The following is a 10,653-nucleotide window of genomic DNA, read 5'->3' on the forward strand; positions in this document are numbered from 1 at the left end:
CCGCCCGGTCCCCGGCGGCGTACTCCCCACGGAGTACGGGTGACCACCACGCCCGGCTGACGCCCCCGCCGGGAACCGCGGTCTAGCGTGGCCCGCATGGAAGAGCAGCGCTCACAAGGAAGCGGTGGCGGTCGCCCCCGGGCGCACGGCGAGCCCCCGCGGTGGCTGACCGGGGCCGGGGCGCCGGGGGGATCCACCGCCCGGCTGCCCTGGCCGTCGACGATCCTGCTGGGCGCCGTCGTCATGACCGGCTCGGCCGTCGCGGCCCGCGCGCAGACGGGCGAGCGGGCCCCGCTGGACCTCTTCGCACGGCTGCTGCTCCTCCTCGCCGTCGCGGTGCTCCTGCTGCGCCACCGGCACCCCGTCGCGGCGGCCTTCGGCAGCTCGGCCGCCGCGATGGTCTATCTGGCGGCCGGCTATCCGTACGGACCGGTCTTCCTGGCCGTCGCCGTCGGCTGCTTCGCCGCTGTCGTCTCCGGGCACCGGCGGGCGGCCTGGTCCGCCGTCGGCATGGTGTGGCTGGGGCACGTACTGATGGCCCACTGGCTCTACCGCCGACTTCCTCCCTCCGGCGACCACGGCGCGCCCTGGGGGCAGGAACTGGGCATCGCCGCCTGGGCGGTGGCCATCGTCGCGGCCGCCGAGTTCGTCCGCGTACGCCGTGAGCAATGGGCGGACCGGCGGGCGGAACGGGAGGCGGCGGAGCAGCGCCGGGCCGACGAGGAACGGCTGCGGATGGCGCGCGAACTCCATGACGTCCTGGCCCACAGCATCTCCGTCATCAACGTCCAGTCGAACGTGGGCCTCGCGCTGCTGGACTCCGACCCCGAGCAGGCGCGTGCGGCCCTCACCGTCATCAAGGCGGCCAGCAAGGAGGCGCTGGGCGAGGTGCGTCAGGTCCTCGCCACCCTGCGCGCCCCGGGCGACGCCCCCAGGGCTCCGGCCCCCGGACTCGACCGGCTCCCCGAACTCGTCGAGCAGGCGGCGGGCGCCGGACTGACCGTCACCGTCGAGACCGACGGCGTACGGCCGCCGGTGCCGCCCGGCGCGGACCTCGCCGCCTTCCGCATCGTGCAGGAGGCGCTGACGAACGTCGTCCGGCACTCCGGATCGCGTACCGCACGGGTCCGCGTCGGCTACGGGCCCGGCCGCATCCGGCTCCGGGTCGATGACGAGGGCCCCGCCACCGGAAGCGACGCCGGAGGCAGCGGCAACGGGCTGGCGGGGATGCGGGAGCGGGCCGCCGGACTGGGTGGCACGATCGAGGCGGGCCCCCGGGCCGACGGCGGCTTCCAGGTGCGGGCCGAGCTTCCGCTACCGTCCGGACCGGAGGCGCACAACGAGGAGGCACCGTGATCCGCGTACTGCTCGCCGACGACCAGTCCCTGGTCCGGGCGGGGTTCCGGGCCCTGCTGGACGCCCAGTCCGACATCGAGGTGGCCGGCGAGGCCGCGGACGGGGCGGAGGCCGTGCGCCTGGTGGGCGAACTGCGGCCGGACGTCGTGCTGATGGACATCCGGATGCCGCGTCTCGACGGCCTCGCCGCGACCCGCACCATCACCGGGGACGACCGGCTGGACGGGGTCAGGGTGGTCATGCTCACCACCTTCGAACTCGACGAGTACGTCTTCGAGGCGATCAGGTCCGGGGCCTCCGGCTTCCTCGTCAAGGACACCGAACCGGAGGAACTGCTGCGCGCCGTACGCGCCGTGGTGGACGGCGACGCGCTGCTCTCGCCCGGGGTCACCCGGCGGCTGATCGCCGAATTCGCGGCGCGCTCCAAGGAGCCCGCGGCGGCGGCCGGGCTCGGCCGGCTCACCGAGCGGGAACGGGAGGTGATGGCGCTCGTCGGGATGGGGCTCTCCAACGAGGAGATCGCCCGGCGGCTGGTCGTCAGCCCGCTCACCGCCAAGACCCATGTCAGCCGCACCATGGTGAAGCTGGGCGCCCGCGACCGGGCCCAGCTCGTCGTACTCGCCTACGAGTCGGGGCTGGTCCGGCCGGGCTGGCTCGGCTGACCCGGACACGACGGCACGGGCGGAACCGGCCGGGACGCGGACGCGGGGCCCGCGGACATGTGCCCCGGGCCCCGCGCCCTCCCCCGCCGGAGGTCGGTCCCGCACGGCCGCCTTCGGCGCGGCGGCCCTCGCCCTGGCCCCCGCCTCCTGTACGGCGTCCGTCGGCAACCGGCCCTCGGCGGCCCGGTATTCGATGTGGTCGGTGAGGTCCATGGCCCCGACGGTGCCAGTGGCCCGGCCGCCCGGCGCGGTGGGCCCGCTCACCCCGTGGGGGTCGCGTTGCGCGCCGCGTACCCCAGTGCCGAGGCGGCGACGGCCAGCACCGTGACCGTGGTGAGGGCCACCGGGAGCGAGGACCATTCGGCCAGGAAGCCGATGGCGGGCGGCCCGAGCAGCATCCCGCCGTAGCCCAGCGTCGACGCGGCGGCCACTCCGCCGGGCCCGGCCAGCTCACCGGCCCGGCCGACCGCGACCGGGAAGATGTTGGCCAGTCCGAGACCGGTCACGGCGAAGCCGAGGAGGGCCGGCCACGTGGCGGGGGCGAGCGCGCCGAGCAGCATCCCGGCCGCGGCCGTCGCGCCCCCGATGACGAGGGTGCGGGTCTGGCCGAGCCGTTCGAGCAGCGCCGTGCCGCTGAGCCGGCCCGCCGTCATGGCGAGTGCGAACAGGGAGTATCCGGCGGCCGCGACGCCGGGGCGGGCGTTCAGGTCCTGCTCCAGATGGAGCGCTCCCCAGTCGGCCAGCGCGCCCTCGCCGTACGCGGTGCAGAGCGCGATGACGCCGAACAGCAGCACCAGTCGGCGGCCCCTCGGACTCAACCGCCGCGGCGGCTCCGGAACATGGGTCCCGGCCGGGGCCCGGGGCGCCGGGTGGCGCAGCAGCACCGGCCCCGCCACCGCCGTGACCAGGAGCCCGACCCCGGTGAGGGCGAGGAGGTGGGCGGCGGGGGAGAGGCCGCCCGCGACCAGCGCGCCGAGCCCGGCGCCGACCATCCCGCCGAGGCTGAAAGCGCCGTGGAAGCCGGGCATCACGGGGCGCCTCAGGGCGGCGACCAGATCGACCGCCGCGCTGTTCATCGCCACGTTCATCCCGCCGTACGCGGCACCGAAGACCAGCAGGACCAGGCCGAGCGCCGGCGCCGAACCGGTCCGCGCGGGCAGCGCGATGGCGAGGGAGAGCAGGACGCCGCAGACCACGGTCACCGGATGACTGCCGAAGCGCCGGCACAGCCTGCCGGTGAACACCATGGTCACCACCGCCCCGGCGGAGACTCCGAGCAGGGCGAGGCCCAGGGTGGCGGCGGAGGCGCCGGTCTGGTGCTTGATGGCCGGGATGCGGACCACCCAGCCGGCGAAGAGGAAGCCGTCCAGGGCGAAGAACACGGTCAGGGCGGTACGGAGGCGGGCCGACGGAGGCGCGGCGGGGTTTCCGCCCGGTCCCCCCGGTAGGGCCGTCCGCAGTTTGTTTAGTTGCGGCACAAACTCAGCATAGGGGCGCCGCGACAACGGGCGCAAGACGGCTGCCACCGATACGGTCGCGCCACCACGGCGTCAGGAGCGCCCCGGGACCGTGGGAGACTCGCCCCCATGAACGGCAAGGTGTCCACCACCCGGACAAAGTTGGAGAGGGGCCGCAGCGCGCTCGGACCCGCGCTGGAACTGGTCCACACCGGACGCGCGCCCACCCGCGCCGTCCTCACCTCCGAGCTCGGCGTCACCCGCGCGACGGCCGGCGCGGTCGCCGCCGAACTGGAGGCGCTGGGCCTGATCAGGGTGGATTCCAGGCCAGGTTCCGCGGCCGGTTCGCAGGGCCGTCCCTCCCACCGGCTGTCGGTCCGGGAGTCCGGCCCCGTCGCCATCGCGGCCCAGGTCCACGCCGATGGATTCCGGGCGGCGCTCGTGGGGCTCGGCGGGCGGCTCGTGGCCACCGCGCCCGGCTGTGTCACCGTCACGGCGGACCCGGCGCAGGTCATCGGTGAAGTGGTCGACGACTGCGCCCGGTTGCTGCGGGACAGCGGGCTGCGCTGTGTCGGCGCGGGCCTCGCGGTGCCCTCGGCGGTCGCCGAACCGGAGGGCACCGCGCTCAACCCGCTGCACATCGCCTGGCCGGCCGGCGCCCCGGTGAGCGCGATCTTCGCCGACTGCGTACGGGAAGCGGGCATCCCCGGGCCCGCGTTCACCGGGAACGACGTCAATCTCGCCGCGCTCGCGGAACACCGGCACGGTGCGGGCCGCGGCGCCCAGCACCTGCTCTGTGTGGCCACCGGGCACCGGGGCGTGGGCGGTGCCCTGGTCCTCGACGGCCGCCTGCACACCGGGAGTTCGGGCCTCGCGCTGGAGGTGGGGCATCTCACGGTGAACCCCGAGGGGCGCCCCTGCCACTGCGGCGGGCGCGGCTGCCTGGACGTCGAGACCGACCCGCTGGCCTTTCTCGTCGCCGCCCGCCGCGAACCCGGCCCGGAGGAGTCGTTGCTGAAGCAGGCCGGCGATCTGCTGCGCACGGAGTACGAGGACGCGGCGGTACGGGGCGCGGCCGAGGAGCTGATCGACCGCCTCGGTCTCGGGCTCGCGGGCCTGGTCAACATCCTCAACCCGGACCGCATCGTCCTCGGCGGACTGCACCGCGCCCTGCTCGACGCCGACCCGGAGCGGCTGCGCGCGGTGGTCGCCGACCGCAGTCTGTGGGGCCGCAGCGGCAGCGTGCCGATCCTGCCGTGCACGCTCGACCACAACAGCCTGGTGGGCGCGGCGGAACTGGCCTGGCAGCCGGTACTGGACGATCCGCTGGCCGCGCTCGCCTGACGGGACCCCGAGCGGCCGTACCTCCTCCCGCGCGCCGGGCCGTACGCCCGCGGAGCCGTCCCGCCGCCCGACGGTGCCCGGCGCGCCGGTGGGGTGGTGCGCGGGCGCCCTCGTCCCCGCGTCACGGATCCTGCAGTCGCGGCGCCGGAGGATTGCGGTGATCCTGGCAGAGGAGCGTGGCTGGCTTCGCACGGCAGTGTGCGTCGGTGACCGCGCTGTGACAGGAAGGCGACGTCCATGACAGCGACGCCGGAAAGCAATCGGCCCAGGCACGGCGTGTCCGACGGCGGGAAGGTCGGCGGCGCGTCCCTGTTCGCCGGGGCCGCGCTGATGCTCAGCGGACCACTCAGCATTCTGATGGGCGCGGCGGGCATCGCGCAGGACACCCTGTTCTCCGCCTCGTCCGGGTACGCCTATCGGTTCGGCCTGACCGCGTGGGGCGTGATCCACCTGGTGGTCGGAGTGGGGCTCGTCGTGGCCGGTCTGGGAGTCCTGGGGAACAGGAGCTGGGGCCGCGGGGCCGGTGCGGTGGCCGCGGGGGTCAGCCTGATCACCCAGTTCATGTTCGTTCCGTACTACCCCGCGTGGGCCATCCCCATGATGGCGCTCGACCTCATGATCGTGTTCGCCCTGACGAGACTTCAGATGGAGCCCGGCAACCGCTGAATCCTGACGGGAACCGCGCCCCGGCACCACCGTGAGCCCTCGTCGCATCCGCGGCGGGGCTCTTTTCGTCGTACCGCTCTTCCCTCCGGGAGCAGCCGCCCGGCGGCCCCGTACTCCCGCAGGGGTACACACACGGCCGCTGGCCGTACGACGCCCCGCAGCCCCTCCCCGGGCGAGGCTCGGAAGCATCGGGAACACCCGAACCCGAACCCTGAACCGAGGGAGCTGACCGAGATGAACACCCTGGCGCACAGCGGTGGACCCGGGCCCTGGATCCTGTTCTTCCCGCTCTTCTGGGCGGCCGTCGTCATCGGCGGTGCCACCCTGCTGCGCCGCATCGCGCGGCGGGGCCGAGGACGACCCTGGCAGACCCGGGCCACCCGCGAGACAGCCGCCGAATCCTCACCGATCACCCTGCTCGGCCGACGCTTCGCGGCCGGTGACATCGACGAGGACGAGTACTGGCGCCGGCTCTCCGTCCTGGACGAGCAGTTCGGCAGCGACAGCAGGAGAAGCGTCGCCTGACCGAGCCGTTCCCGCCGCCGAGCCCGCCTCGCCGCCGGTGGCGGCATCGGGCAGGCGGCGACCGGCCGCGCCGGTGCCGGCGGCCTCCGCCGGCACCGGTCGGGTCAGCCCACCACCGCCGAGCGCGCGACGGACGGTGCGCCGGTCCCCAGGAACGTGACGGGATCCAGGCCGAACGGCCCGTCGGTGGTCGCCCCGTACACCGGATGGGGCGGCAGCGCCACGCACCGCGAAGGCGCCGAAAGGGTGAACCAGACGACCTTCCCGGCCCCGCCCCTCGGGCGGACGCCCCAGCTCTCGCTGACGGCGGCGATCAGTGCGAGCCCGCGTCCCGACGTACTGGACATGCTGGGCGGGCGCACGGTCGGCAGCCGGGGGTCGTGGTCGTGGACGGACACCGTCAGCCGTTCGAGCAGCAACTCGACCTCGACGGTGCATGATTTGTCCGGCTGGGCATGCCGGTGGACATTGGTCAGCAGCTCGGTGACGCCGAGCGCCGCCTGGTCGATCAGAGGATCGAGATGCCAGTAGCGCAACTGCGCCGAGATGATTCTGCGGACCTGACCGATCCGCGACGGCAGGGCCTGGAGCTCCACCGTGCAGTGCCTGCTTGGCTCGCTGATCACGGCTGCGACTCCCCGAAATAGGTCCGGAAGAAGACGAAGGAACGGATCCGGCAGCCGGCCGACTGCCGATCCGGCCCCGGCGGTGTGGATCACAGTGTCACCGCCGGTGAACCATGAGTGACGTGTTCAATGTCACCCAGGTGTCACCGCTCCGCAACTCGCGGTCCGCCGGTGCCGCCGTCCGGGTCAGGTCATCCGTCCGCCCGCGCTGCGCAGCGTCTCCAGGAACCGGCGGGCCGGGCCGGTCCGGTCCGGCCCGCGGTTGCGCTGGCCCATCGTCAGCCGGTACCGCGTCCCGTTGAGGCGGGCCACGGTCGCACCGGCCCCGGCGAACCACGGCCTGCCCGCGCTCACCGCCCCCACCGGGGCGCTGTCGATCTCCCGTCCGTTGCTGGTCAGCAGGGCCAGCCTGCCGTCCTTGAGGACCACCTGCCCGGCTCTCGTGAGCGAGCGGGCCCACCGCTCGATCCGTACCCCCGTCGCGCTGAACTCCGTTTCCGGCATGACTGCTTCGCCCCCTTCATGACGCTTCTGAGGGGAAGTCTGCACAAACCGGGAGCGGCGCGCCAGGCCACGTCCGGACCGGAATCGCCGCCGCGGGGCCCTTCGACGCCAAGGCAGGGCTATGGAGCATCAAAGTGAACGTTTGTGCAGGTAGGGGGAATAGGTTGTGGGGGAGAGCGACGGGACACGAGGAGGAGCGCGCTGATGGGCACCGAGAAGCACGACGACGGCGGCCGGGCCGCGACGACGATCGACGTCGACCGCTCCGACGCCGGGTACCGGGCCTGGCTCAAGGAGGCGGTCCGCAAGGTCCAGGCCGACGCCAACCGCTCGGCGGACACCCATCTGCTGCGCTTCCCGCTGCCCGAGGCCTGGGGCATCGACCTCTACCTCAAGGACGAGTCGACGCATCCCACGGGCAGCCTCAAGCACCGCCTGGCCCGCTCGCTCTTCCTCTACGGGCTCTGCAACGGCTGGATCCGTCCGGGCAAGCCGGTGATCGAGGCGTCCAGCGGGTCGACGGCCGTCTCGGAGGCGTACTTCGCCAAGCTGATCGGGGTGCCGTTCATCGCCGTGATGCCCCGCACCACCAGCCCCGAGAAGTGCCGGCTGATCGAATTCCACGGCGGACGATGTCATTTCGTCGACGACTCGCGGAAGATGTACGAGGAGTCCGCCACGCTCGCCGCGGAGAGCGGTGGCCACTACATGGACCAGTTCACCTACGCCGAGCGGGCCACCGACTGGCGCGGCAACAACAACATCGCCGAGTCGATCTACCAGCAGCTGAAGCTGGAACGCTATCCGGAGCCGACGTGGATCGTCGCCACGGCCGGAACCGGCGGCACCTCGGCGACCATCGCCCGCTATGTGCACTACATGCAGTCCGACACCCGGATCTGTGTGCCCGACCCGGAGAACTCCTGCTTCTTCGACGGCTGGACCCGCCACGACCCCCTGGCCACCAGTGACTGCGGCTCCCGGATCGAGGGCATCGGCAGGCCCCGGATGGAGCCGAGCTTCGTGCCCGGCGCCATCGACCGGATGATGAAGGTGCCGGACGCGGCCAGCGTCGCGGCCGTGCGTGCCCTGGAGAAGGCCATCGGCCGCAAGGCGGGCGGCTCCACCGGGACCGGGCTGTGGAGCGCGTTCAAGCTGGTCGCCGAGATGGTCGAACACGGCGAGACGGGCAGCGTCGTCACCCTGATCTGCGACCCGGGCGACCGCTACCTCGACAAGTACTACTCCGACAGCTGGCTCGCCGAACAGGGCCTGGACATCGCCCCGTACACGGCGACCATCGAATCCTTCCTGGCCGACGGCGACTGGCCCTGACCGGCCGCCCCCGCCGGGCCGCGGCCGGTTTCAGGCCGCGGCCCCGGCCAGCCGCCGGTCGAGAGCCCGCACCGCGGTCCGGAAGGCCCGGCCCATCCCCGGCCGGGCCATCCGCAATGCCATTCGGCAGACCCAGGAACCGTCCGCGGCGAAGGTCCACCGCACCCGGGTGCCGGTCCCGGCCGGGGCGAGCCGCCACTCCTCCAGCAGGGCCCGCATCCCCGGGGCGTCGCACCGGTCGGCCCGGTAGGCGTACCGCTCCCCGGGCTCCGCGGCCATGATCGTCTCCTCGATCACGAAGCCGCCCCTGAGCCGGATCTCGCGTCCCGTGCCGCCCTCGGTGGGCCGGGCGGCCGTCACGGCGGTGAACCAGCCGGGCCAGCCGGGCACGTCGTCGGCGAGCGCGCGGTAGACCTTCTCGGGGGCCGCGGACACCTCGGCGGCGAAGACCAGCCGCACCGGAGCGGCATCGACGAATTCGAGCTCCACGGAACGGAGTCGGCGGGCCATGGAACGCACCTCCCGTGCGGTCGTGGACGGGTCGCGCACACCATAGCTGACTGGGCGTCAGGTGTCGCCGCCCCGCACGCCCCGGAAAAGCGCCCCGGGCCGTGCCGCACGCTACGGGCGCTGCCGCGCCGGACGGTCCAGCAGACTGTCGAGCACCCGGCCGAAGATCCGTCGGCCCGCCCCCGCGATCAGCGGATCGCCCCACCGCGGCAGCAGCCGGACACCCAGCTCCTCCACCCACACCACATGGGATCCGGAATCCGTCGGATACACATCGATCGACGCCCGGCCCAGGACCGGTGAACCCCGCTTCTCCAGCCGGCACAGCCCCGCCCGCCCGGCCGTGGGCGGCGTCCACCGCACCACTTCCATCGGATCGTCGAACGCCAGCGGCCCGATGCCCGTCCGCGCCACGAAGACGGTCCCGACCCCGGCCGGCGGCCCCGGAAGGACGGTGATCGTGGTCAGCGGGACCTGCGCGGCGTGCCGTTCCCAGTCCGTCACCCGGCGCCAGGACTCGGCGGCGGGCAAGGAGGTGAAGCGCTCGATCCGGAAGACGGCCACGCCACGATCCTAAGGGCTCGCCCGCGGAACCCCGGCCCGCGCGACGCCCGGCGCCGGCCGGACGGAACCCCGTGGCCCCGGCCGCTCAGGCGTCGCCGTCCGCGTCCCCGCCCGTCACCACCAGGCCCGGCAGATGCTCCTCGATCTCCGTACGGGCGGCGGCCGACAGCCCCGCGTCCGTCACGAACGTGTCCACCTGCTCCAGCGCCGCGAACGAACTCAGGCCCACCGTGCCCCACTTGGTGTGGTCGGCGACCACCACCACCCGCCGGGCCGACTGGACGAAACGGCGGTTGGTCTCCGCCTCCGCGAGATTCGGCGTCGAGAGCCCGGCCTCCACCGAGATCCCGTGCACCCCGAGGAACAGCACATCGAAATGGAGGGAGGCGATCGCCTGATCGGCGACCGGACCGACCAGCGAGTCCGAAGGGGTCCGCACCCCACCGGTCAGCACCACCGTCGCGGCCCCGGGCCGCGTCCCGGACGCGCCCCCCGCCCGCTGCGCGGCATGGAAGACATCGGCGACCCGCACCGAGTTGGTCACCACCGTCAGATCGGGGACGTCCAGCAGCTGCTGCGCGAGCGCGTACGTGGTCGTACCGCCGGAGAGCGCGATCGCGCTGCCGGGCACCGCCATCGCCGCCGCCGCCCGCGCGATGTCCTCCTTGGCGGTCAGCTCCAGCGCCGACTTCGCCTCGAAACCGGGCTCGTGCGTACTGGCCTCGACCACCGGAACGGCCCCGCCGTGCACCTTCTCGACGACCCCCTGGCGGGCCAGCGCGTCCAGGTCCCGGCGCACCGTCATGTCGGAGACGTTCAGCCTGCGGGTCAGCTCATTGACCCGGACCCCGCCGCGCCTGCGCACCTCGTCGAGGATCAGGGCACGCCGCTGCTCCGCGAGCAGGTTCTGATTCTCGCTCAACGCCGGTCCGGTCCTTCCCTCTGGCCGTGCGGCAGCCTCTTCGAACGGGGTCATCCTCGCACGCGGTGTCGCCGGCCGCCGCACTGGGGAGATTCCGTGAGAGAGATGCGGCCACCGTTCCTCTGTCACGATTCCGGTGACCACGCGTCAGCACTCCCCCCACGAACGAGAGAGCGAGTCAC

Annotated in this window: 12 protein-coding genes; 6 read left to right on the top strand and 6 right to left on the bottom strand. The window is 73.6% G+C overall.

The window, feature by feature from the left end:
- Nucleotides 1-96 precede the first annotated feature (96 nt).
- Together ACFVFH_RS13390 and ACFVFH_RS13395 are read left to right on the top strand one after the other, a co-directional pair.
- The gene (locus ACFVFH_RS13390; RefSeq protein ID WP_383766868.1) at nt 97-1,356 is read left to right on the top strand and encodes a sensor histidine kinase; all 1,260 of its coding nucleotides are present in this window, start codon (nt 97-99) and stop codon (nt 1,354-1,356) included.
- Nucleotides 1,353-2,018 carry a response regulator gene (locus ACFVFH_RS13395; RefSeq protein ID WP_383766870.1) on the top strand — a complete coding sequence of 222 codons (666 nt, stop codon included), beginning with the start codon at nt 1,353-1,355 and terminating at the stop codon, nt 2,016-2,018. Before ACFVFH_RS13390 ends, ACFVFH_RS13395 begins: the two co-directional genes overlap by 4 nt.
- Before the next feature lie 260 nt (nt 2,019-2,278).
- Here ACFVFH_RS13395 and ACFVFH_RS13400 read toward each other — a convergent pair whose 3' ends face one another.
- Nucleotides 2,279-3,496, bottom strand: coding sequence for an MFS transporter (locus ACFVFH_RS13400; RefSeq protein WP_383766873.1), 1,218 nt, complete (start codon nt 3,494-3,496; stop codon nt 2,279-2,281).
- Between the two features lie 108 nt (nt 3,497-3,604).
- Here ACFVFH_RS13400 and ACFVFH_RS13405 point away from each other — a divergent pair, with 108 nt between their 5' ends.
- From ACFVFH_RS13405 to ACFVFH_RS13415, 3 genes are all read left to right on the top strand, one after another.
- Nucleotides 3,605-4,819, top strand: a complete 1,215-nt coding sequence (locus ACFVFH_RS13405; RefSeq protein WP_383766875.1) for an ROK family protein — start codon at nt 3,605-3,607, stop codon at nt 4,817-4,819.
- Between the two features lie 237 nt (nt 4,820-5,056).
- Nucleotides 5,057-5,485 (top strand): hypothetical protein, encoded by a 429-nt coding sequence (locus tag ACFVFH_RS13410; RefSeq protein ID WP_383766877.1) that lies wholly within the window; start codon nt 5,057-5,059, stop codon nt 5,483-5,485.
- Between the two features lie 234 nt (nt 5,486-5,719).
- Complete coding sequence (locus ACFVFH_RS13415) at nt 5,720-6,010, top strand: SHOCT domain-containing protein (RefSeq protein ID WP_383766880.1); 291 nt, start codon at nt 5,720-5,722, stop codon at nt 6,008-6,010.
- A 104-nt stretch (nt 6,011-6,114) separates the two neighbouring features.
- Here ACFVFH_RS13415 and ACFVFH_RS13420 read toward each other — a convergent pair whose 3' ends face one another.
- Both ACFVFH_RS13420 and ACFVFH_RS13425 read right to left on the bottom strand, forming a co-directional pair.
- Entirely contained in the window at nt 6,115-6,636 is a 522-nt protein-coding gene (locus tag ACFVFH_RS13420) for an ATP-binding protein (RefSeq protein ID WP_383766882.1), read from the bottom strand.
- 186 nt (nt 6,637-6,822) lie between these two features.
- Nucleotides 6,823-7,140, bottom strand: coding sequence for a hypothetical protein (locus ACFVFH_RS13425; protein WP_383766885.1), 318 nt, complete (start codon nt 7,138-7,140; stop codon nt 6,823-6,825).
- A 204-nt stretch (nt 7,141-7,344) separates the two neighbouring features.
- On the opposite strand from ACFVFH_RS13425, the gene ACFVFH_RS13430 reads away from it, so the two are divergent.
- Nucleotides 7,345-8,475 (top strand): PLP-dependent cysteine synthase family protein, encoded by a 1,131-nt coding sequence (locus ACFVFH_RS13430; RefSeq protein ID WP_383766888.1) that lies wholly within the window; start codon nt 7,345-7,347, stop codon nt 8,473-8,475.
- Nucleotides 8,476-8,505: 30 nt separating this feature from the next.
- Here the strand turns inward: ACFVFH_RS13430 and ACFVFH_RS13435 are convergent, their stop codons facing one another.
- The 3 genes from ACFVFH_RS13435 to ACFVFH_RS13445 form a co-directional block, all read right to left on the bottom strand.
- Nucleotides 8,506-8,985, bottom strand: a complete 480-nt coding sequence (locus ACFVFH_RS13435; protein ID WP_383766891.1) for an SRPBCC family protein — start codon at nt 8,983-8,985, stop codon at nt 8,506-8,508.
- A 111-nt stretch (nt 8,986-9,096) separates the two neighbouring features.
- Nucleotides 9,097-9,549 (bottom strand): SRPBCC family protein, encoded by a 453-nt coding sequence (locus ACFVFH_RS13440; RefSeq protein WP_383766894.1) that lies wholly within the window; start codon nt 9,547-9,549, stop codon nt 9,097-9,099.
- 85 nt (nt 9,550-9,634) lie between these two features.
- Nucleotides 9,635-10,471, bottom strand: coding sequence for a DeoR/GlpR family DNA-binding transcription regulator (locus ACFVFH_RS13445; protein WP_383766896.1), 837 nt, complete (start codon nt 10,469-10,471; stop codon nt 9,635-9,637).
- Nucleotides 10,472-10,653: the final 182 nt, after the last annotated feature.

The sequence above is a fragment of the Streptomyces sp. NPDC057697 genome (genome assembly GCF_042799335.1).
Lineage (GTDB): Bacteria > Actinomycetota > Actinomycetes > Streptomycetales > Streptomycetaceae > Streptomyces.

Excerpts from the sequence above, each read along its gene's own strand:
- ACFVFH_RS13415 (WP_383766880.1), top strand. The coding sequence starts at position 5,720 with ATGAACACCCTGGCGCACAGCGGTGGACCCGGGCCCTGGATCCTGTTC.
- ACFVFH_RS13410 (WP_383766877.1), top strand. The coding sequence starts at position 5,057 with ATGACAGCGACGCCGGAAAGCAATCGGCCCAGGCACGGCGTGTCCGAC.
- ACFVFH_RS13390 (WP_383766868.1), top strand. The coding sequence starts at position 97 with ATGGAAGAGCAGCGCTCACAAGGAAGCGGTGGCGGTCGCCCCCGGGCG.
- ACFVFH_RS13435 (WP_383766891.1), bottom strand. The coding sequence starts at position 8,985 with ATGGCCCGCCGACTCCGTTCCGTGGAGCTCGAATTCGTCGATGCCGCT.
- ACFVFH_RS13430 (WP_383766888.1), top strand. The coding sequence starts at position 7,345 with ATGGGCACCGAGAAGCACGACGACGGCGGCCGGGCCGCGACGACGATC.
- ACFVFH_RS13425 (WP_383766885.1), bottom strand. The coding sequence starts at position 7,140 with ATGCCGGAAACGGAGTTCAGCGCGACGGGGGTACGGATCGAGCGGTGG.
- ACFVFH_RS13405 (WP_383766875.1), top strand. The coding sequence starts at position 3,605 with ATGAACGGCAAGGTGTCCACCACCCGGACAAAGTTGGAGAGGGGCCGC.